Below are 21,964 nucleotides of genomic sequence, written 5' to 3'. Positions count from 1 at the left end.
AGAATCACCTGTCAGGTCTGACAGTTGTGCAGATTGTTTTTTTATGCATTGGCATGGCGCAACGATGCGTGGGCGTCAGGCGCTGCCTGGCGTTCGTCGCAAGCTTCGACTCTCGCCATCACCTGCCCGATGAGCTGTGAATTGGGCAATGGCGTCGGGCTGATCTGCGCGTTTTCCTGAGCAAACCCTGCAAACGCTCGCAACGGTGCTGATTGTTCGTTGTAGATCAGAGCATGGCGAACCTGTGGGTTATCGAGCAGAAAGCCCAGCAGATTCAGTGAGCCCGCCGCCAGTTCGGCATTGATCACCAGTACATCGAACGGCTCGCAGCCGTAGTCGACCAAGGTCAACAATTCGCCGAGAGTCTGCACCGGGGCGACGCGGTAGTAGCCGAGCGCATTGAACAGGCGCTCGATTTTCATGCGATGAAAATGTTGCGGGTCGGCGATCAGGATGCGCAACGCTTTGTTGCTCATGGTCATTCTCCCGGTGAGGTTTGGGGAGGGCAAGACTACGCAAGCGTCGGCGATAGCTCTGTAGGACTTTTCCTAAAAAACAGGTCATTCATCCGGCGGCCCTGACGCACCAATATCCCCTGCGGGAGCGAGCCTGCTCGTGAAGTGCCTATACCAGTCAGAGATGTACTGACTGACACGACGCCTTCGCGAGCAGGCTCGCTCCCACAGGGGAAAGCATTCCATGGCGGTTATTGCCAGCCGAACCGGCGGATGTAGAAGCCTTTAACGGCTTGGGTCAGCGCCATGTACGCCAGCAGAATCACCGGCAGAAACACGAAATACAGCGACGGCAGCGCCTGCAATTTGAAGTAATGCGCCAGCGGCCCCATCGGCAGGAAAATGCCGACCGCCATGATGACCCCGGTCATGACCAGCAGCGGCATGGCGGCGCGGCTTTGCAGTAACGGGATCTTCGGCGTGCGGATCATGTGCACGATCAGCGTCTGGGTCAGCAACCCGACCACGAACCAGCCGGACTGGAACAGCGTCTGGTGATCCGGGGTGTTGGCGTCGAACACGTACCACATCAAGGCGAACGTCGTGATATCGAAGATCGAACTGATCGGGCCGAAAAACAGCATGAAGCGCCCGACGTCAGCCGGCTGCCAGCGCTGCGGCTGTTTCAGCATCTCGTCGTCGACGTTATCGAACGGAATGGCGATCTGCGAAATATCGTAGAGCAGGTTCTGCACCAGCAGGTGCATCGGCAGCATCGGCAGGAACGGGATGAACGCGCTGGCAACCAGCACCGAGAACACATTGCCGAAGTTGGAACTGGCAGTCATCTTGATGTACTTGAGCATGTTGGCGAAGGTGCGCCGCCCTTCGAGCACGCCCTCCTCCAGCACCATGAGGCTTTTTTCCAACAGGATGATGTCCGCCGCTTCCTTGGCGATGTCCACCGCGCTGTCCACGGAAATGCCGATGTCGGCGCTGCGCAGCGCCGGCGCGTCGTTGATACCGTCGCCCATGAACCCGACCACATGGCCGTTGCCCTTGAGAATGCCGACGATACGCTCTTTGTGCGACGGCGTCAGTCTGGCGAAGACGTTGGTCGTCTCGACCGCCATGGCCAGCTCAGCATCGCTCATGCGCTCAATGTCATTGCCCAGCAGCAAACCCTGTTGGGCGAGGCCTACCTCACGGCAGATTTTCGCCGTCACCAGTTCGTTGTCACCGGTCAGCACCTTGACCGCTACGCCATGCTCGGCCAAGGCCTTGAGCGCTGGCGCGGTGCTTTCCTTCGGTGGATCGAGGAACGCCACGTAACCGATCAGCGTCAGTTCCTGTTCATCAGCCAGGCTGTAAGTCTCGCGCCCTTCTGCCATTGAGCGAGCCGCGACCGCCACCACGCGCAGACCTTCGGCGTTGAAAGCGCCGGTGACCTGGCGAATCCGCGCCAGCAATTCATCGCGCAATGCCTCATCAACTTCGCCGTGACGCACCCGGCTGCACACCGCCAGCACTTCTTCCACCGCGCCTTTGCAGATCAATTGATGGGGCTGACCGCGGCCCTCCACGACCACCGACATGCGCCGGCGATTGAAGTCGAACGGGATTTCATCGACCTTGCGAAACGCACTGCCGACTTTCAACTCGCGATGGATTTCGACGTGTTCCAGCACCGCCACATCCAGCAGGTTTTTCAGGCCGGTCTGGTAGTAGCTGTTGAGGTAGGCCAGTTCCAGCACATGGTCAGAATCCTCACCCCAGACATCGACATTACGCGCCAGAAAGATCTTGTCCTGAGTCAGAGTGCCGGTCTTGTCGGTGCACAGCACGTCCATGGCGCCGAAGTTCTGGATCGCGTCGAGGCGTTTGACGATGACTTTTTTGCGCGACAGGAACACGGCGCCTTTGGCCAGGGTCGAGGTGACGATCATCGGCAGCATTTCCGGAGTCAGGCCGACGGCAATTGACAGCGCGAAGAGCAGCGCTTCGCTCCAGTCGCCCTTGGTGAAACCGTTGATGAACAGTACCAGTGGCGCCATGACGAACATGAAGCGGATCAGCAGCCAGCTGACCTTGTTGACGCCCTGCTGAAACGAGGTCACCGCCCGGTCCGTCGCGCCGACCCGTTGCGCCAGCGCACCGAAGTAGGTGCTGTTGCCGGTGGTGAGAATCAGCGCAATCGCGCTGCCGGAGACAACGTTGGTGCCCATGAACAGAATGTTGTCCAGCTCCAGCGGGTTACGCGTGTCGCGATCGGTCTGCCGGGTGAATTTCTCCACCGGCATCGACTCACCGGTCATTGCTGCCTGGCTGACGAACAGATCCTTGGCGCTGAGCACGCGGCAATCGGCGGGAATCATGTCGCCGGCCGAGAGTACGATCAGATCGCCGGGCACCAGTTGCTTGATCGGCAGCTCCCGGCGTGGGCCATCGCGGCGCAGCACCGTGGCGGTGTTGCTGACCATGGCTTTGAGCGCATCGGCGGCCTGATTGGATTTGCTCTCCTGCCAGAAGCGCAGCAGCGTCGACAGCACCACCATGGAGAAAATCACCACGGCCGCCTTGAGGTCTTCGGTCAGCCAGGAGATCACCGCGAGTAAGGTCAGCAGCAGGTTGAACGGGTTTTTGTAGCAGTGCCACAGATGGGTCCACCACGGCAGCGGCTGCTCGTGTTCGACTTCGTTAAGGCCGTGTTGCGCGCGCAGTACATCGGCCTCGACCTCGGTGAGCCCCTCGCCGTGCGTGCCCAACGACGACAGCAACGCGGCGCTGTCGGCATGGGCGGCAGCCACCAGCGTACTGGCCAGCGTCGGCGGCACTTCACGGTTGACCTTGGTGTCGTTGATCGAATCCAGCAACGCGAGGCGACGGAAGTGCCGGGCGATGTGGCGGCTGCGCAGAAAGCCTGCGAAAAATTCCTTGAGCGTGAGTTTCATGGCTGTGTCCCCTGTGGTCAGCCGGGAAACCGTCGAGCAGGTACCGCCGCGCCCTGGCACCGGGACAACCGGCGCGGCAAGGCGTGGCGCGCCCGTCGGGAATGACAGGCGTGTCGATAGGCGGCGCTGACGATTGAGGTCGCCATCACGCCTGGTTCAGCGTCGATGAGAAGGACGTCGAGACACGACCCAGAACGGGTCGTGCACGGGATGCCGCTGCTCGCTGTTACGGCGAGACAACGGCAGGGAAAGGCTGCGCGTTATCTTGCCGAGAATCTGCCGGTGATCGAGACCGGCCGACAACTGTCACTCGAACAAGTACCCACTGTGGGTCTCCGCAATTGATGAAAACGCGCGCAGCTTACGCCCGCAGCGAAACGGCTGGAAGGGGTGTTTTCGGGGAATGTGGGGGGTGTTCAGGAAGGGTTCAGATTCAGGATCTGTGGGGCTTTCCATGGCCCCTTCGCGAGCAGGCTCGCTCCCGCATTCTGGCCTGCGTTCACAGAACCATTGTGGGAGCGAGCCTGCTCGCGAAGGCGATATGTCAGGCAATGCAGATTCAGCTGGCAGTCGCCAGCAACAGCTCCGCCACCGAGCGACTGTGCCCGCGCTGTTTGCCATGCTCATACAGCGAGCCGGCGATTTCGTCGGCGCGAATCGGCAGCACCGACAGCAGCGTATCGCTCAGGCCATGGCTGGCCTGGCAGAAGCCCTGCATATATATGCCGGCCTTGCAGCGCTCGTCGGTGATCAGTTTGTAGTTGCGATCGACTTCGAATTCGCCGAGGTATTCCTCCAGCGGCGCGAGCAACTTGCGGTGCATCTGCCGCTCGTAACCGGTGGCCAGTACCACGGCGTCATAGATTCGCACCGTGACTTCGCCGGTGGCGTTGTTGCGCACGGCCAGTTCGATGCCGTTTGCCGTGGCAGTGGCGCTCTCGACGGTGGTCAGGGTGCGGAACGCATGGCGGGCAATCCCGGAAACCTTCTGCCGGTAGAAGATGCCGTAGATGCGTTCGATCAGGTCGATGTCGACCACCGAATAGTTGGTGTTGTGGTACTCGTTGACCAGGCGCTCGCGCTCGACGCTGTTCTGCTGGAACACCAGATCAGTGAATTCCGGCGAGAACACTTCGTTGACGAACGGGCTGTCGTCCGCAGGCTTCAACGCTGAACCGCGCAGGATCATGTCGACCTGCACCGACGGGAACGAATCATTCAGGTCGATAAAGGCTTCCGCCGCGCTCTGCCCGCCTCCGATGATGGCGATGCTCATCGGTTGATTGTTCACGCACGGCTGCCTGGCCATTTGCGACAGATACTGCGAATGGTGGAACACCCGATGGTCGCCCTTCAGCGCTTTGAACGCCTGCGGAATACGCGGCGTGCCGCCAGCGCTGACCACCACCGAACGCGTGGTGCGCACGAACTGTTGGCCTTCACCATCACGGGAAATCACCCGCAAGGCTTCGACCTGCTGGTTGTGCAGAACCGGCTCGATGAACTGCACTTCTTCGCCATAACGGCTCTGCTCGGTGAACTGCCCGGCCACCCAGCGCAGGTAGTCGTTGTACTCCATGCGGCATGGATAAAAGGTGCCGAGGTTGATGAAATCGACCAGACGCCCGTGGTGCTTGAGGTAGTTGACGAACGAGTAAGGGCTGGTCGGATTGCGCAGGGTCACCAGGTCCTTGAGGAAGGAAATCTGCAACTCGCTCTGCGTCGACAAGGTGTTGCCGTGCCAGCTGTAAGTGGCCTGCTTGTCGAGGAACAGCACATCCAGTTCGCCCTGGGTCACGCCGCGCTCCTGCAGAGCGATGGCCAGTGCCAGGTTCGAAGGGCCGAAACCGACGCCGATCAGGTCGTGAACGATGGGCGATGCAATTGCCTGTGTCATTTCCAGTGTCCTCTGGATGAACCCCTCAACGCGGGGAAATAAAGCCTGGGTGGCCTGACCGGCCTGAATCAGGTCAGCAGGTCGTCTGTTGAGTAGGAACGAGGACGATGAAAGGAAATTTAACCGGTGCGGATCACTGGCCATCCCATTGCTGGATGCGCAAGCGGCAATGCTTCATGGCGTTGACGATGTGTTTTTCCACCAGCGCCCGGGAGATGCCGAGGGTCTGGGCGATTTCCGGATGGGACATCCCTTCGATCTTGCGCAGCAGAAAACTGTCGCGGCACAGCGGCGGCAATTCGGCCAGTGCGCGCTGGAGCATTTCCAGACGCTGGCCGTGATCGAGGGTGCCGTGGGGGGACGGGGTGAAATAGCGCTCTTCGTTATCGAGCACGTCCAGCGATTCGACTTGGCGCAGCGCGTTGCGGCGGTGATCATCGATAACCAGGTTCAGCGCGGTGCGATAAAGGAAGGCCCGTGGTTGTTCGATCGGCACCTCGCTGGAGCGCTCCAGCACGCGTACATAGGCGTCATGCACCACATCCTCGGCGACCTGACGGTTGCCCAGTCTGGCGTTGAGGAAACACACCAGCTCACGATAGTAGTTTTCCAACATGACTCCCGACCGCATCGATGCCGTTTCTGTCCTTGAGCGCACTGATCAGACCTGCAAATCACGCAGTAGCAAGATAGTGGCAACTTGAAGTGCGTAATTTATAGTAATTCTCATATAGATTTAAAGAGTTGATTCCATATCCCGGACAAATAGTGGTGGCCCGGCGTGCGGTAACTCGATGTGTCTGCGGCTAAATTCCGTCGCCCATGCCTCGTTTACAGGACAGCCCCTGTGTCTGTCGTGCCTTGCGACGGGCCGCAACCACTGGCCGGAACCCTGCATGAATCGTCCCCGCCCCGCCCGTCGCGCGCTGTTTGCCGCTCTCTGTCTGATTCCCGTGATCGCCGTCGCTGCCTGGCAAGTCTTGCCACCCGGTCGCGACGCCGTTGCCACTGTGCAGGTCAGCCGCGGCGATATCGAAAACAGCGTGACAGCGCTCGGCACCTTGCAGCCACGCCGCTATGTGGATGTCGGCGCGCAGGCTTCGGGGCAGATTCAGAAGATTCACGTCGAGGCCGGCGATACGGTCAAGGAAGGCCAGTTGCTGGTGGAAATCGACCCGTCGACACAGAAAGCCAAGCTCGATGCCGGGCGCTTTTCCATCGAAAACCTCAAGGCGCAGTTGCAGGAGCAACGTGCCCAGCACGATCTGGCGCAGCAGAAATACCAGCGCCAGCAGAAACTCGCCGCCGGAGGCGCCACCCGCGAAGAAGACGTGCAGACCGCGCGCGCCGAGGTCCGCGCAACCCAGGCGCGCATCGACATGTTCCAGGCGCAGATCCGTCAGGCCCAGGCCAGCCTGCGCAGTGACGAGGCGGAACTCGGTTACACGCGCATCTATGCGCCGATGAGCGGCACCGTGGTCGCCGTCGGGGCGCGCGAAGGCCAGACCCTCAACGCGCAACAACAGACCCCGCTGATCCTGCGCATCGCCCGACTGTCGCCGATGACGGTGTGGGCCGAAGTTTCGGAGGCCGACATCGGCCATGTCAAACCCGGCATGAGCGCCTACTTCACCACCCTCAGCGGCGGCACTCGGCGCTGGAGCAGCACGGTGCGGCAGATTCTGCCGGTGCCGCCGCGTCCGCTCGAACAGAACCAGGGCGGCAGCCCCACCAGCGGCCGCAGCGGCAGCGAACGGGTGGTTCTTTATACCGTGCTGCTCGACGTCGACAACGCCGACAACAGCCTGATGACCGACATGACCGCCCAGGTGTTCTTTGTCGCGCAACAGGCGCAAGACACCCTGACCGTGCCGACTGCCGCCCTGCAACCGGGCTCGCGTCCGCAGTGGCAGCGAGCGCAGATCGTCGCTGCCAACGGTGATATTCAGGCGCGCGAAGTACGCACCGGCATCAGCGATCGCCTGCGCACCCAGGTGCTGGAAGGTCTGGCCGAGGGCGAGCATGTTCTCAGCGCGCCGGCCGCTGGTCATGGAGGCTGAATGCACACGCCCCTGATCGACCTGCGGCAGATCCGCAAAGCCTATGGCGGTGATGACAGCCCGCTGGTGGAAGTGCTGCGCGGGATCGATCTGTCGATCCATGCCGGCGAGTTCGTCGCCATCGTCGGCGCCTCCGGTTCGGGCAAATCGACGCTGATGAACATTCTCGGTTGCCTCGACCGCCCGACCAGCGGCGAATACCGCTTCGCCGGGGAAAATGTCGCGCAGCTGGACAGCGATGAACTGGCCTGGCTGCGCCGCGAAGCCTTCGGTTTTGTCTTTCAGGGCTACCACCTGATTCCCTCCGGCTCGGCCCAGGAAAACGTCGAGATGCCAGCGATCTATGCCGGCACCCCGGCCGCCGAGCGGCATGCCCGAGCTCACGCACTGCTGGAACGTCTCGGCCTCGGCACTCGCACTGGCAATCGTCCGCATCAGCTTTCCGGCGGCCAGCAACAGCGGGTGTCGATTGCCCGTGCGCTGATGAACGGCGGCCATATCATCCTCGCCGACGAGCCGACTGGCGCCCTCGACAGCCACAGCGGCGCCGAGGTCATGACCCTGCTCGACGAACTCGCCGATCAGGGTCATGTGGTGATCCTCATCACCCACGACCGCGAAGTGGCGCAACGGGCCAAGCGCATCATCGAAATCCGCGACGGTCTGATCATCAGCGACAGCGCCGAGCACGCGTGCGCGCCGCCTGTGGCCAATCCCGGGGCGTTGCAAGCGGTCGACCTGCGCCAGCGCCTGAGCAACGGCAGCAGCCAGACCGGCGCCTGGAAAGGTGAACTGGTTGACGCTGTACAAGCGGCGTGGCGAGTGATGTGGATCAACCGCTTTCGCACGGCGCTGACCCTGCTGGGCATCGTCATTGGCGTGGCCTCGGTGGTGGTCATGCTCGCCGTCGGCGAAGGCAGCAAGCGTCAGGTCATGGCGCAAATGGGTGCGTTCGGCTCGAACATCATTTATCTCAGCGGCTCGGCGCCGAACCCGCGCACGCCGGAGGGCATCATCACCCTCGACGACGTTGCCGAACTGTCCGCCCTGCCCCAGGTGGAACGGATCATGCCGGTCAACGGCTCGACCGCCGGGGTGCGCTTTGGCAATGCCGACCACAGCAGTTACGTCGGCGGCAATGACACCAACTTTCCGCAGATTTTCAACTGGCCGGTGATCCAGGGCAGTTACTTCACCCAGGCCGACGAGGACAGCGCCGCCGCCGTCGCGGTGATCGGCACCAAGGTCCGCGACAAATTGCTCAAGGATGTCGCCGACCCGATCGGTCAATACATTCTCATCGAAAACGTGCCGTTCCAGATCCTTGGCGTGCTTGCGGAAAAAGGCGCCAGCTCCGGCGACTCCGATAGCGACAATCGCATCGCCGTGCCCTATTCGGCGGCGAGCACGCGCCTGTTCGGCAGCCGCAATCCGCAATACGTGGTGATTGCCGCCAAGGATGCGCGCAAGGTCAAGGACGCCGAACAGGCCATCGAACAAGCGATGTTGCGTCGGCACCACGGCAAGAAGGATTTCGAGCTGACCAACAATGCCGCGATGATCCAGGCCGAAGCGCGCACGCAAGGCACGCTGTCGCTGATGCTGGGGGCAATTGCGGCGATTTCCCTGCTGGTCGGCGGTATCGGCGTGATGAACATCATGTTGATGACCGTACGCGAACGCACCCGCGAGATCGGTATTCGCATGGCCACCGGTGCCCGTCAGCGCGACATCCTCCGTCAGTTTCTCACCGAAGCGCTGATGCTCTCGGTGGTCGGCGGAATCGCCGGAATCGGCCTGGCGCTGCTGGTCGGCGGCGTGTTGTTGCTCAGCGGCGTGGCGATCGCCTTTCAAGGGCTGGCGGTGATCGGTGCGTTTGCCTGTGCGCTGGTCACCGGCGTCATCTTCGGCTTTATGCCGGCCCGCAAAGCTGCCCGGCTTGACCCGGTCACGGCCCTTACCAGTGAATGATCGACCTATGAAAGTGCGACTGACCTTCCTCGCCGCCAGCCTGTTGCTGGCAGCCTGCAGCAGCCCGGCGCCGCGCCTGGACAGCGGCGTGCAGCCACCGAGCGCGTGGCAGTCCGGCGACAGCCACGGCGCGCTGCAGAGCAATCGGCAATGGTGGACGCAATTCGGCAGCCCCGAGCTGGAGCGGCTGGTGGAACAGGCGCGGCTGGGCAGCTACGACCTCGCCGCCGCCGTGGCGCGGGTCAGACAGGCCGAGGCCAGCGCAACCATCGCCGGCGCCCCGCTGCTGCCCGAGCTCAAGGCCGGTTTGAATGCCAACCGGCAGAAACTGATCCACGGCAAGGGCTACAGCCAATTGGATGTCAGCCCGGAGAATCGCTCGCTTGACTATTACGATGCCGAGCTCAGCGCCAGTTACGAGATCGATTTCTGGGGCGGTAAGCGAGCCGCCCGCGACAGTGCCGTGCTCGGCGTACAGGCCAGCAAGTTCGACCGCGCCACCGTCGAGCTGACCTTGCTCAGCGGCGTCGCCAACAGTTACACCCAGGCCCTGGCCTTGCGTGAGCAGGCGCGCATTGCCGAACTCAATCTGGCCAATGCGCAAAACGTGCTGCATCTGGTGCAGACCCGCTTCGACGCCGGCAGCGCCACCGCGCTGGAGCTGGCCCAGCAGAAAAGCCTGGTGGCCGAACAACAGCGTCGTCTGCCGCTGGTGCAACAACAGGCCCGCGAAGCACTGATCAGCCTCGCCACCCTGCTCGGCCGACCGGTGCAAGCGTTACCGTTGCCCACGCAATCCTTCGCCCAATTGCACTGGCCGGACATCGCCAGCGGCGTGCCGAGCGACTTGCTCAGCCGGCGTCCGGACATTGCCAGCGCCGAGGCCAAGCTCGCCGCAGCCCAGGCTGATGTCACCGTCGCCCGCGCCGCGATGCTGCCGAAAATCACCCTGACCGCCAGCCTCGGCAGCGGCGCCGACCTTGCCGCCGACCTGCTGCGCACGACGTTCTACAACCTGTCCTCGGGGCTGACCGCGCCGATCTTCAACAACGGCCGCCTCAGCGCCGAACGCGACAAGGCCAAGGCGCGGCAGGACGAATTGCTGGAGACCTATCGCGGGGCAATCATCAACGGCTTCGCCGACGTCGAAAAAGCCCTCAGCAGCATTCGTGGCCTCGATGAACAACGGCAATGGCAAAGCGAAGAACTGAACCAGGCACAAACCGCCTTCGACATCGCCCAGAGCCGCTACCAGGCCGGCGCCGAAGACCTGCTCACCGTCCTGCAAACCCAGCGCACGCTGTATGCGGCGCAAGACCTCAACGTGCTACTGCGCCTGTCGCGGTTGCAGGCGAGCATTGCCTTGTACAAAGCGCTGGGGGGTGGCTGGGAGGTGATCTGACAGAGATGCGTCGACTGAACCGACGCCTTCGCGAGCAAGCTCGCTCCCACAAATGGAATTCGGTTTGGACCGAAATCTCCGCCACGACCAAGGCCTCATGTGGGAGTGAGCCTGCTCGCGAAGAGGCCTTGTCAGGCACTGATGCATCTGAATGACACACCGCATTCGCGAGCAAGCTCGCTCCCACAAATGGCATTCGGTTTGGACCGAAATCTCCGCCACGAACAAGACCCATGTGGGAGCGAGCTTGCTCGCGAAGGGGTCCTGTCAGGCACTGATGCATCTGGATGACACCCCGCATTCGCAAGCAAGCTCGCTCCCACAAATGGAATTCGGTTTGGACGGAAATCTCCGCCACGACCAAGGCCCGATGTGGGAGCGAGCTTGCTCGCGAAGAGGTCCTGTCAGGCACTGATGCATCTGAATGACACCCCGCATTCGCGAGCAGGCTCACTCCCACAAATGGAATTCGGTTTGGACCGAAATCTCCGGCACGATCAAGGCCCCCTGTGGGAGCGAGCCTGCTCGCGAAGAGGTCCTGTCAGGCACTGATGCATCTGAATGACACACCGCATTCGCGAGCAGGCTCGCTCCCACAAATGGAATTCGGATTGGACCGAAATTTTCCGCACAACCAATGCCCATGTGGGAGCGAGCTTGCTCGCGAAGAGGTCCTGTCAGGCACTGATGCATCTGAATGACACACCGTATTCGCGAGCAGGCTCGCTCCCACAAATGGAATTCGGTCTGGACAGAAATCTCCGCCACGACCAAGGCCCGATGTGGGAGCGAGCCTGCTCGCGAAGAGGTCCTGTCAGGCACTGATGCATCTGGATGACACTCCGCATTCGCGAGCAGGCTCGCTCCCACAAATGGAATTCGGTTTGGACCGAAATCTCCGGCACGACCAAGGCCCATGTGGGAGCGAGCTTGCTCGCGAAGAGGTCCTGTCAGGCACTGATGCATCTGGATGACACTCCGCATTCGCGAGCAGGCTCGCTCCCACAAATGGAATTCGGTTTGGACAGAAATTTTCGGCACGACCAAGGCCCATGTGGGAGCGAGCTTGCTCGCGAAGAGGTCCTGTCAGGCACTGATGCACCTGAATGACACACCGCATTCGCGAGCAGGCTCGCTTCCACAAGGGGATTGCGAACTATTCTGAGTGTGTGTGTGTGTGTGTGTGTGTTGAACCAATCTAGAGCTGTCGGCCCTTGACCTTCAGGTGCCGCGCATACCAGGGGCGCTGTGGCACTTTGCGGAACAGTTCGGTCATGTTGTCTTCGTCGCCAAAAGTGATGCGCAGCGCCAGTTTCATGGTTTCCGGGTCCATCTCCACTGAACGTCCGACTTGCAGGCCGGGCACGGTGCTGCAGCCGTGGGTGTCGGGGCCGAGCCAGGGGTCGGCGACTTCCACCCAGCGTCCCGGTGCAAACCACGGCACGCCGTTGACTTCCAAACGGCTCACTTCGCCCGGATGAAAACGTTCATGGGCGCGGAACCAGTCTTCCAGGCGATCATCGATCCAACCATGAAAGCGCCAGAACACCGGGTTCACATGGGAGGAAAACGGATCACCGAGAAAGTCGTTTTCCGGCGCATACCAGCGCGCAGCGAAGTCCGCCTGATCACGCGCCATCGGCACCGGAATGTCGTTGGACGGATCCCGCGCCACCGAGGCCCAGCGCATGTGCAGCCAGTCGTGCAGGCCCAGTTCGACTTCCGAACCGAACTGGCCAAGGGTCAATTTCGACAAATAACGCGGGTCGCGATACTGCGATTCCCAGACCAGAAAATTGCTCTGGAAAGTCTCCGCCGCTTTGATGTCGCTGACCCATTTGGTGTACTCGTCATCACCCTCGGCCAGCCAGGTCGGCGGCAGTGAGTTGCCGTCGTGGTTGTCGAAATAACGCGCGAAGCCTTGGCGGTCCCGTTCCAGCTCAGGCTGCGGCGGCGGGAACGCCGGCCAGGAAGGCAAGTCCTGCATCGAGCGGGCGATGCCGAGCATGTGCCGGTGCATAAAGAAAAAATCCACGCCCGAGCCATTGCGATCCTTGCTTGGCCCACGGGCGTCGCGCTCCTTGTCACGCGGCCCGGGCTGCCAGCCGATGCCGCGCAGCGCTTCGCGTTTTTTCTCCGAGAGCTTGTGCCACTTGTCGCGGGTAGCGTGCCAGAGCTGATGGAACAAACGATGCTCGGGCGCCACCAGCCAGGCCAACAGTTGCGGATTAAGCCCGGTGCGTTCACGGGCCTCGGGAAAACGCCGCTTGATAGCGATGAACTGATTGTCCAGCTCGGGCAAGGCCAACGGCCGATCCAGACGCAGTACCTGCCCGGTGAACGTGGCGCTGCCGGCATTGCCGAACGCCGCCCAGACTTCATCCAGTTTGACTTTGAATTCATACACCGGCGGCGCAAGCGGCGCATCGGTGCGCAGCAGGCGCCAATACATCTCGGCGCCGTTGCCCGGTGCCAGATCGCCAATCACTTGATAACGCACAGGCCCGTCGGCACGCAGATTCGCTCCGGTGTCGAGATAACCACGCAAACCGCGCCCACGATGGGCAATGTCGAGAAACAGCTCCAGGCCTTGCGCCGGCAGACCATCAAGCCCGGCCGCCGCACCGGTAAAGCGAATGTCCCAGACCCCGCGCAGATTGTCCGCCAGCTGTTGCCCGGCAGTGTCCGCCAGATCGACCGTGGCCTCGCCAGGGGTGATCGGAAACTCCTCGCGAGTCAGTTCACGATGTGCATAAAAAGCGGCAGGCAGCGCGGCGCCCGTGAGTGCCATGCCCGCCATGAACCAGCGTCGAGAGATCGTCATTGCCCTACCTGTGTCAGCCATGAAGCAGGCTTTATCCAAGCTAGGACGTTTGCTCGGCGCGGAAATTTACGCCGCCGGCAATCATCACCCGCGCCGCTGCCGGGCATTTGTAACGCACACCTAAATTAGCCGTGCAGCCACTCGTTCTTCCCAGATAGCAAAGGCCCCTGCGCCTGTACCTCGACGGCGAACCTGAATGAGATGGCAATGACAAAACCGCGTTGGAAAAAGGCTCTATTCATCGGCCTGCCGCTGGCCCTGGCGATCAGTGCCGGCGCAGGATTTCTGGCCTGGGATTACTGGAACAACCCCGGCTACCCGGTGAAGGTAATGAAACAGGCGACGGAGTTGCAGGATCGCCTGCTGTCGTTCGACAGCCACATCACCGTGCCGCTGAGTTTCGGCAGCCACGACCACGAAGCCGACAAGGATGGCTCGGGCCAGTTCGACCTCATCAAGGCCAATCGCGGACGCCTGTCCGGCGCGGCGCTGACGGTATTCGGCTGGCCGGAAATGTGGAACGGCCCGAACGCCCCGCACCGTCCCACCGAGGGTTTTGTCGAAGAAGCGCGCAATCAGCAGGAGGTGCGCTACAAGATCATTTCCGGGATTGTCCGCGACTTCCCCAATCAGGCCGGCATCGCCTACACGCCAGATGATTTCCGCCGTCTGCACGGCGAAGGCAAGTTTGCGATCTTCATCAGCATGCTCAACGCCTACCCGCTGGGCAATGACCTGAGCAAGCTCGACCTGTGGGCCGGGCGCGGCATGCGCATGTTCGGTTTCAGTTACATCGGCAACAACAGCTGGGCCGACTCATCGCGACCGCTGCCGTTTTTCAATGATTCGCCCGATGCCCTCGACGGTCTGTCGGACATCGGCAAACAAGCGGTGCAGCGCTTGAACGATCTGGGCGTGATCATCGATGTTTCGCAGATGTCGACCAAAGCCCTCGAGCAAGTCGCCGAACTGAGCCGTACACCGCTGGTGGCCTCGCACTCGGCGCCCCGGGCGGCGGTGGATATCCCGCGCAACCTCAGCGACAAAGAGCTGCAACTGATCAAGAACAGTGGCGGCGTGGTGCAAGTGGTCGCTTTCTCGCAATACCTGAAACCGCTGACCCAAGGCACGCAGGACAAACTCAATGCGCTGCGTGCACGCTTCGATCTGCCGCCGCTGCCCAACCTGGCGATGGCGCTGATGCCCGGCGATCCGATCATCACCGCCTGGTCGGAACAGAAGCTCGGCCAGTACGCCAGCGGCCTCTACGCGATCCTTGAAGAAGAACCGAAAGCCACCCTCAAGGACTTCGGCGACGCCATCGATTACACAGTGCGCAAGATCGGTATCGACCACGTCGGCATCGCCTCGGACTTCAACGACGGCGGCGGCATCAAGGGCTGGGAAAACGTCGGCGAGATCCGCAACGTCACCGCCGAGCTACTGCAGCGCGGCTACTCCGAAGCGGACATCGCCAAGCTCTGGGGCGGCAACTTCATGCGCGTCTGGGATCAGGTACAAAAAGCCGCGAAACCGGCGCTGGCGTCACGCCAGGAGGTGGCTCGACCATGACTGATCGTCGCACTTTCCTGAAGCAGGCGGGCCTGCTCGCCGCCGCCCTGCCCCTGGGTGCCAGCCTGACTGCACCGGCGGCCATCGCTGCTGTGCCGAATGCCTCGCGGGACAAATGGGCGCAGTTGCGTCAGTTGTTCGAGCAGGATCCTCAGGCGATTCACTTCGCCAATTTCCTCGTCACCTCGCATCCCCAACCGGTGCGCGAAGCCATCGAACGCCATCGCGCGGCGCTGGATCTGAATCCGGGTCTGGCGATGGATTGGGATCTGGGCGTCACCGAGAAGCGTGAAGAAAACGTGCGTCACTGGGCCGGCCAGTACCTGCAAGCCAAACCGGCGCAGATCGCCCTGACCGGCAGCACCACCGAAGGCCTGGCGATGATCTACGGCAGCGTGCAAGTGCGCGCGGATCAGGAAATTCTCACCACGGTTCATGAGCATTATTCGACGCGCAACATTCTCGATTTCCGCAGCCGTCGCGACGGCACGCGAGTGCGCAAACTCAAGCTGTTCGAAACCCCGCAGAGCATTTCGCTGGATCAGGTGCTCAACACGATCAATCGCAATATCCTCCCCGAGACCCGCGTGCTGGGCATGACCTGGGTGCATTCGGGCAGCGGCGTGAAGCTGCCGATCAGCGAGATCTCGCGGCTGGTCGACGAGCACAACCGCCAGCGCGACGACCAGGATCGACTGATCTACGTGGTCGATGGCGTGCACGGTTTTGGCGTCGACGACTTGAGTTTCCCGCAGATGAACTGCGACTTTTTCATCGCCGGCACGCACAAGTGGATGTTCGGCCCGCGCGGCACCGGCATCGTCTGCAGCCGCACCGAAGAACTGAAATACGTCAGCCCCAGCGTGCCGACCTTCTCCGAGGCCACGGCTTTCTCGACCATCATGACCCCGGGCGGCTACCACGCTTTCGAGCATCGCTGGGCGCTGGACGAAGCCTTCAAGTTGCACCTGCAACTGGGCAAGGCCGAGGTGCAGACGCGCATTCATCAGCTCAACAGTTACCTCAAGCAACGCTTGCAGGAGCACCGCAACATCGAGTTGGTGACCCCGCTCGCCTCGCAGTTCTCCGCCGGTTTCACCTTCTTCCGGATCAAGGGTCAGGACAGCGATGAAGTAGCTACTTGGCTGATGCAGAACCGGGTGATCTGCGACGCGGTCAGCCGCGACGTCGGGCCGGTGATTCGCACCGCGCCGGGCTTGCTCAACAACGAAGCCGAAGTGGATCGCTTCATGGACATCCTCGGCAAAAAGCTGCGTGCCTGACCCTCGACTGCCGTTTTCCTTTCAAAGAGACGACCCATGAAAAAGCCTCACGCGTCACTCCTCTCCAAAGCCCTGCCCGCACTGGCGCTAAGCGCCCTCTGCGCTGCGCTGTTGCCCGGCAGCGCGCTGGCGGCGACCGCGCCCGCTGCGGGCAAAGTGTTCAAGGACTGCAAGGACTGCCCGGAAATGGTCGTGCTGCCGACCGGCAGCTACACCATGGGCACACCGGACGATGAAGTCGGCCGCCAACCCGACGAAGGCCCGCTGCACACCGTGACGTTCAGCAAACCGTTCGCTATCAGCCGCTCGCAGGTGCTGGTGGGCGAATGGGACGCCTATGTGCGCGAGACCGGCAACATACCTTACGACTTCGATGACCGCCCCGGCCGCCGCTGCACCGCCGGCAAACCGGAATTCAAACAGACGCCCCGCGATCCGGCGGTGTGCATGAACGTCGCCGAAGCCCAGGGCTACATCGACTGGCTGTCGAAAAAGACCGGCCACGCCTATCGCCTGCAAAGCGAATCGATCCGCGAATACGCCGCGCGTGGCGGCAGCACCGGGCCTTTCCCGTTCCCGTTCGATGAGGGCAAGGATTACCAAATTTCCAAGCACGCCAACACCTACGGCGCGGCCGACGGTTACAACTTCACCTCGCCGGCCGGCACCTTCCCGGCCAATGCGTTTGGCGTGTTCGACGCCCACGGCAACGTCTACGAATGGACAGCCGATTGCTACCACCCGGACTACTCCGGCGTGCCCGCCGACGGTCGCCCATGGACCCAGGAAAACTGCGAACGCCAGGTCATGCGCGGCAATGACTGGGGCGAGGCGCCGATCTTTTCCCGCTCGGGCAACCGCAACAGCAGCTGGCCGACCAGCAAGGGCGACTGGCTGGGCTTTCGCGTAGTGCGCGACCTCTGATCCCGCCCTCGACGAGCGCAGCCACGCCTGCGCTCGGTTAAAGAAACTCCGCGACCATTCGTTTTCCTTAAGTACCGGCACTCCCTCCGCATCGAAGCAGGAATCCTCCATGACCAAGCCTACGCGTGGGGCGATCAACGAATTGTTCGCCCTGCTCAAGCCCTTCCGCCTGATCGTCTCGGCGTCCATCGTGCTCGGCATGCTCGGCGGCCTGAGCGTCACTGTGCTGCTGGCGACCATCAACAACGCCCTGCATTCCGATGACGGCCTGACCCGCACCGTGGTGATGATCTTCGCCGGCCTCTGCGCCCTGGCCCTGCTGACCACGATCCTGTCGGACATCGGCACCAACTACGTCGGCCAGCACATCATCGCCAAACTGCGCAAAGAACTGGGGGAGAAAGTCCTGTCGGCGCCGATCGACCAGATCGAACGCTATCGCAGCCATCGCCTGATTCCGGTGCTGACCCACGACGTCGATACCATCAGCGACTTCGCCTTCGCCTTCGCGCCCCTGGCGATCTCCATGACCGTGACCCTTGGTTGTCTCGGCTATCTGGCCATGCTGTCGTGGCCGATGTTCCTGATGATGCTGGTGGCCATCGCCATCGGCAGCACCATCCAGGCCATCGCCCGGGCCAAAGGCATGCGCGGTTTCTACGCCGCCCGCGATTGCGAAGACGAACTGCAGAAGCACTACAACGCAATTGCCGAAGGCGCCAAGGAACTGCGTATCCACCGGCCGCGTCGCCAGCGCATGTTCGTCGCCGGCATTCAGAAAACCGCCGAGAAAATCTGCGACACCCAGATCAGATCGATCAACACCTTCGTCATCGCCAAGTCGTTTGGCTCGATGCTGTTCTTCGTGGTCATCGGCATGGCCCTGGCCCTGCAATCGCTGTGGCCGAGTGCCGACAAAGCGGTGATGAGCGGTTTCGTTCTGGTGCTGCTGTACATGAAGGGGCCGCTGGAACACCTGATCAGCACCCTGCCGATCATCAGCCGCGCACAGATTGCCTTCCGCCGCATCGCCGAACTCAGCGAACAGTTCTCCTCACCGGAACCACACCTGTTGCTGCAGGATCAGGGCAGCAAGCCAGCCGCCGTCAACAGCCTGGAACTGCGCAACGTGCGCTACGCCTTCCCGCCCGTCGAAGGCAGCGAACCGTTCCGCCTCGGCCCGGTGAACCTGCGCATCGAACAGGGCGACATTGTGTTTATCGTCGGTGAGAACGGCTGCGGCAAAACCACGCTGATCAAATTGCTCCTGGGCCTGTACGCGCCGACCGAGGGCGAAATTCGCGTTAACGACAAGCCGATCACTGCGGTCAACCGCGACGATTACCGGCAGAACTTCACGACGATCTTCGCCGACTACTACCTGTTCGATGACTTGATCCAGGGCGATCGTGAAGTGCCGCAGGATGCCACCCGCTACCTCGAACGTCTGGAGATCGCGCACAAGGTCAGCGTGCGCGACGGCGCCTTCAGCACCACCGACCTGTCCACCGGTCAGCGCAAACGCCTGGCACTGGTCAACGCCTGGCTCGAAGAGCGCCCGGTGCTGGTGTTCGATGAATGGGCGGCGGATCAGGACCCGACCTTCCGGCGGATTTTCTATACCGAGTTGCTCCCCGACCTCAAGCGTCTGGGCAAAACCATCATCGTGATTTCCCACGACGACCGTTACTTCGACGTCGCCGATCAACTGGTGCGCATGGAGGCCGGCAAGGTCAGAAGCGAACTGCAAACCGCTTGATCGAGGCAGCCGCGACCGGGCCGGAGAAAAAACTTTTCCGGTTTGCCGCGGCTTCCTCGTCTTAATGAGATGAATAAGAACCATTAACAACTATACCTGCCAAGGTCTTAACCTCATGTCCGCATCCCGTTTCATGCTTCGCCCTCTGACTCGAGCCCTGCTGATGCACGGCGCGACCCGCACACGCCTGGCCGGTAGCGGCCTGGGTCTGGCACTGACCCTCGCGGCAGCGCCGTATGTCCAGGCCCAGGAATGGACCCTGAACATCCCGGCCCAACCGCTGGCCCAGGCCCTGCAAACCCTCGGTCAGCAGACCAGCCTGCAAATCGTCTACAGCCCGGAAAGCCTGCAAGGCCTGCGCTCCAGCGCCCTCAACGGCCGCTATCAGGATGACGAGTCGCTCAAGGCCATGCTCAGCGGCACCGGCATTCGCTATCAGCGTGACGGCAACACCGTCACCGTGCTCGGCCCGGCCACTGGCGGCAGCGCGATGGAGCTGGCGCCGACCAACGTCAACGCCAACCGCCTCGGCGCCACCACCGAAGGCAGCAACTCCTACACCACCGGCGGCGTGACCATCGGCAAGGGCGTGCACTCGCTGAAGGAAACGCCGCAGTCGGTCACGGTGATGACCCGCAAGATGCTCGATGACCAGAACCTCAACACCATCGAACAGGTGATGGAGAAGACCCCGGGCATCACCGTCTACGACTCGCCAATGGGCGGCAAGTATTTCTACTCGCGCGGTTTCCGCATGACCGGCCAGTACCAGTACGACGGCGTGCCGCTGGACATCGGCAGCAGCTACGTGCAGGCGGACAGCTTCAACAGCGACATGGCCATCTATGACCGCGTGGAAATCCTCCGCGGCGCGGCCGGCATGATGAAGGGCGCGGGCGGCACCGCCGGCGGCGTCAACTTCGTGCGCAAGCGCGGCCAAGACACCCCGCACACGCAGCTGTCGCTGTCGGCCGGGACCTGGGACAACTATCGCGGCCAGGTCGACACCGGCGGCCCGCTGAACGACGCCGGCACTGTCCGTGGCCGCGCCGTGGTGACCCAGCAGACCCGTCAGTATTTCTACGATGTGGCTGAACGCCGCGACCAGATCTACTACGGCGCCCTGGACTTCGACCTCAGCCCCGACACCACCCTCGGTCTGGGCATGGCCTATGAAGACGTCGACGCCACCCCGTGCTGGGGCGGCCTGCCGCGCTACGCCGACGGTTCCGACCTGCACCTGAAACGCTCCACCTGCCTGAACACCTCGTGGAACAACCAGCGCAGCAAACGCGCCACCTACTTCGCCGACGTCAAGCACCAGTTCAACGATGACTGGTCGCTGAAAGTTGCCGGCGTGTACTCGCGCAATACTCAGGACATGGAATATTCCTTCCCGAGCGGCACAGTTCCCTTGGGCGCGACCGCCACCAACACGCTGATGCTCGGCAGTACCTATGATTACGATCAGCGCGACTACGGTTTCGATGCTTACGTCGACGGCAAATTCGACGCCTTCGGCCAGCAGCACGAACTGATCGTCGGCGCCAACGCCAGCCGTTCGCACAAGGACGACTTCTACGCGGTGGCGGCATTGCCACAGCGTCAGAACGTGTTCAACCCGAACCACAACATCCCGCAGCCGGATGAAAGCTACTACCTGGCCAACGCCTCCCGTGGCGGCCCGGTGGACATGCACATCAAGCAATATGGCGCTTACTCGATCGCCCGCCTGAAACTCGCCGACCCGATGACCGTGGTACTCGGCAGCCGGGTCAGCTGGTACAAATCCGACACCGACTCGGTGCAGTACTTCCGTGGCGAAGGCACCGAGGTCAACACCCAATCCACCGAAACCGGCCAGGTCACGCCGTTCGCCGGCCTGCTCTACGACCTCAACGACAACCTGACCGCCTACGCCAGCTACACCGACATCTTCACCCCGCAAGGCTCGTACAAAACCATCGACGGCAGCACGCTCAAGCCGCTGATTGGCCAGAGCTACGAGCTGGGGATCAAGGGTGAGTGGTACGACGGTCGCTTGAACACCACATTCAACCTGTTCCGCACCATCCAGAAAGACGCGGCCCAGGATGACCTGCGGTGCGAAGACAGCTCCTGCCAGATCAACTCCGGCAAGGTCCGCGCCCAGGGCTTTGAAGCTGAAGTCAGCGGTGAAGTGATCGACCGCCTGCAATTGCTGGCCGGTTATACCTACACCCAGACCAAAGTGCTGGAAGACGCCGATGCTACTCAGGATGGCGCGGTCTACAACTCCTACGTGCCGCGTCACCTGTTGCGCGTCTGGGGTGATTACGCCCTGAGCGGACCGCTGGACCGTGTGACCATTGGTGCGGGTGTCAATGCACAGACGGGCACCTACCGCGTTTCGCCTCTGGGCGGGGACAATGTCGACGGCGCGGGTTATGCCGTCTGGAACGGTCGCATTGGTTATCGGATCGATGACACCTGGTCGGTGGCGTTGAACGGCAATAACCTGTTCGACAAGCGTTATTACGCGACCATTGGTACCGAGGGGTTCGGTAACTTCTATGGGGATCCGCGCAATTTTGTGATGTCGGTGAAGGCTGATTTCTGATTGGTCTGATGTTGTTTAGAAGCCCCGCCTTGGCGGGGCTTTTTGATTTTTGGGATTGGGGGCATATCCGTTGTTGCGGTGAAGGCTTCTTATGGTTTCGCAATTACAGCGAGTCCCTTTTTCAAACGCCGGAGTGCCGGCCCAGCAAAAAGGAACCAAAAGGCTTTGCCCCGGCGTACGGCCCGCTCGCTGCGCTCCCACACCTGGATCGATCCCGTAACGAAGTCTGCCGAAGAGGCAAAAAATCAAAAAGCCAGATCAAGATCC

At 61.8% G+C, this 21,964-nt stretch carries 13 protein-coding genes; 8 read left to right on the top strand and 5 right to left on the bottom strand.

Going from position 1 to position 21,964, the window contains the following annotated elements; translation table 11 throughout:
- Positions 1 to 41: 41 nt before the first annotated feature.
- The 4 genes from HU724_RS10065 to HU724_RS10050 form a co-directional block, all read right to left on the bottom strand.
- Complete coding sequence (locus HU724_RS10065) at positions 42 to 476, bottom strand: ANTAR domain-containing protein (protein WP_186565666.1); 435 nt, start codon at positions 474 to 476, stop codon at positions 42 to 44.
- Between the two features lie 230 nt (positions 477 to 706).
- Positions 707 to 3,406, bottom strand: coding sequence for a magnesium-translocating P-type ATPase (gene mgtA, locus HU724_RS10060; RefSeq protein ID WP_186565668.1), 2,700 nt, complete (start codon positions 3,404 to 3,406; stop codon positions 707 to 709).
- Positions 3,407 to 3,965: 559 nt separating this feature from the next.
- Positions 3,966 to 5,303 carry a lysine N(6)-hydroxylase/L-ornithine N(5)-oxygenase family protein gene (locus tag HU724_RS10055; protein ID WP_186565670.1) on the bottom strand — a complete coding sequence of 446 codons (1,338 nt, stop codon included), beginning with the start codon at positions 5,301 to 5,303 and terminating at the stop codon, positions 3,966 to 3,968.
- 133 nt (positions 5,304 to 5,436) lie between these two features.
- Positions 5,437 to 5,919: a sigma-70 family RNA polymerase sigma factor gene (locus HU724_RS10050; protein WP_016773904.1), complete on the bottom strand. Its 483-nt coding sequence runs from the start codon at positions 5,917 to 5,919 to the stop codon at positions 5,437 to 5,439.
- Positions 5,920 to 6,199: 280 nt separating this feature from the next.
- Here HU724_RS10050 and HU724_RS10045 point away from each other — a divergent pair, with 280 nt between their 5' ends.
- Genes HU724_RS10045 through HU724_RS10035 form a run of 3 tightly spaced genes read left to right on the top strand, consistent with a single transcriptional unit; the run spans position 6,200 to position 10,736 of the window.
- A complete protein-coding gene (locus tag HU724_RS10045) occupies positions 6,200 to 7,363 on the top strand; it encodes an efflux RND transporter periplasmic adaptor subunit (RefSeq protein WP_186565672.1) in 1,164 nt (387 codons plus the stop codon).
- Positions 7,364 to 9,334: a MacB family efflux pump subunit gene (locus tag HU724_RS10040; protein ID WP_186565674.1), complete on the top strand. Its 1,971-nt coding sequence runs from the start codon at positions 7,364 to 7,366 to the stop codon at positions 9,332 to 9,334.
- Positions 9,335 to 9,341: 7 nt separating this feature from the next.
- Positions 9,342 to 10,736, top strand: coding sequence for an efflux transporter outer membrane subunit (locus HU724_RS10035; protein ID WP_186565676.1), 1,395 nt, complete (start codon positions 9,342 to 9,344; stop codon positions 10,734 to 10,736).
- A gap of 1,198 nt (positions 10,737 to 11,934) precedes the next feature.
- Here the strand turns inward: HU724_RS10035 and pvdP are convergent.
- A complete protein-coding gene (gene pvdP / locus HU724_RS10030; RefSeq protein ID WP_186565678.1) occupies positions 11,935 to 13,560 on the bottom strand; it encodes a pyoverdine maturation tyrosinase PvdP in 1,626 nt (541 codons plus the stop codon).
- A gap of 207 nt (positions 13,561 to 13,767) precedes the next feature.
- On the opposite strand from pvdP, the gene pvdM reads away from it, so the two are divergent.
- From pvdM to HU724_RS10005, 5 genes are all read left to right on the top strand, one after another.
- A complete protein-coding gene (gene pvdM / locus HU724_RS10025; protein ID WP_095179475.1) occupies positions 13,768 to 15,132 on the top strand; it encodes a pyoverdine-tailoring dipeptidase-like protein PvdM in 1,365 nt (454 codons plus the stop codon).
- Positions 15,129 to 16,415, top strand: a complete 1,287-nt coding sequence (pvdN, locus tag HU724_RS10020; RefSeq protein ID WP_186565680.1) for a pyoverdine-tailoring periplasmic protein PvdN — start codon at positions 15,129 to 15,131, stop codon at positions 16,413 to 16,415. The genes pvdM and pvdN overlap by 4 nt, the downstream gene beginning before the upstream one ends.
- 36 nt (positions 16,416 to 16,451) lie before the next feature.
- Positions 16,452 to 17,339 (top strand): dihydropyoverdine dehydrogenase, encoded by an 888-nt coding sequence (pvdO, locus tag HU724_RS10015; protein WP_186565682.1) that lies wholly within the window; start codon positions 16,452 to 16,454, stop codon positions 17,337 to 17,339.
- A 109-nt stretch (positions 17,340 to 17,448) separates the two neighbouring features.
- On the top strand, positions 17,449 to 19,098 hold the full coding sequence (locus HU724_RS10010; protein WP_186565684.1) for a cyclic peptide export ABC transporter: 1,650 nt from the start codon (positions 17,449 to 17,451) through the stop codon (positions 19,096 to 19,098).
- Between the two features lie 115 nt (positions 19,099 to 19,213).
- Positions 19,214 to 21,697: a TonB-dependent siderophore receptor gene (locus HU724_RS10005; RefSeq protein ID WP_186565686.1), complete on the top strand. Its 2,484-nt coding sequence runs from the start codon at positions 19,214 to 19,216 to the stop codon at positions 21,695 to 21,697.
- Positions 21,698 to 21,964: the final 267 nt, after the last annotated feature.

The organism is Pseudomonas iranensis (assembly GCF_014268585.2).
GTDB lineage: Bacteria > Pseudomonadota > Gammaproteobacteria > Pseudomonadales > Pseudomonadaceae > Aquipseudomonas > Aquipseudomonas iranensis.
This window is presented reverse-complemented; position numbering and strand designations above follow the sequence as displayed.

What these genes read in the sequence shown, in the direction of transcription:
- HU724_RS10065 (WP_186565666.1), bottom strand. Translation starts at nt 476, where the DNA reads ATGAGCAACAAAGCGTTGCGCATCCTGATCGCCGACCCGCAACATTTT.
- mgtA (WP_186565668.1), bottom strand. Translation starts at nt 3,406, where the DNA reads ATGAAACTCACGCTCAAGGAATTTTTCGCAGGCTTTCTGCGCAGCCGC.
- HU724_RS10055 (WP_186565670.1), bottom strand. Translation starts at nt 5,303, where the DNA reads ATGACACAGGCAATTGCATCGCCCATCGTTCACGACCTGATCGGCGTC.
- HU724_RS10050 (WP_016773904.1), bottom strand. Translation starts at nt 5,919, where the DNA reads ATGTTGGAAAACTACTATCGTGAGCTGGTGTGTTTCCTCAACGCCAGA.
- HU724_RS10045 (WP_186565672.1), top strand. Translation starts at nt 6,200, where the DNA reads ATGAATCGTCCCCGCCCCGCCCGTCGCGCGCTGTTTGCCGCTCTCTGT.
- HU724_RS10040 (WP_186565674.1), top strand. Translation starts at nt 7,364, where the DNA reads ATGCACACGCCCCTGATCGACCTGCGGCAGATCCGCAAAGCCTATGGC.
- HU724_RS10035 (WP_186565676.1), top strand. Translation starts at nt 9,342, where the DNA reads ATGAAAGTGCGACTGACCTTCCTCGCCGCCAGCCTGTTGCTGGCAGCC.
- pvdP (WP_186565678.1), bottom strand. Translation starts at nt 13,560, where the DNA reads ATGACGATCTCTCGACGCTGGTTCATGGCGGGCATGGCACTCACGGGC.
- pvdM (WP_095179475.1), top strand. Translation starts at nt 13,768, where the DNA reads ATGACAAAACCGCGTTGGAAAAAGGCTCTATTCATCGGCCTGCCGCTG.
- pvdN (WP_186565680.1), top strand. Translation starts at nt 15,129, where the DNA reads ATGACTGATCGTCGCACTTTCCTGAAGCAGGCGGGCCTGCTCGCCGCC.
- pvdO (WP_186565682.1), top strand. Translation starts at nt 16,452, where the DNA reads ATGAAAAAGCCTCACGCGTCACTCCTCTCCAAAGCCCTGCCCGCACTG.
- HU724_RS10010 (WP_186565684.1), top strand. Translation starts at nt 17,449, where the DNA reads ATGACCAAGCCTACGCGTGGGGCGATCAACGAATTGTTCGCCCTGCTC.
- HU724_RS10005 (WP_186565686.1), top strand. Translation starts at nt 19,214, where the DNA reads ATGTCCGCATCCCGTTTCATGCTTCGCCCTCTGACTCGAGCCCTGCTG.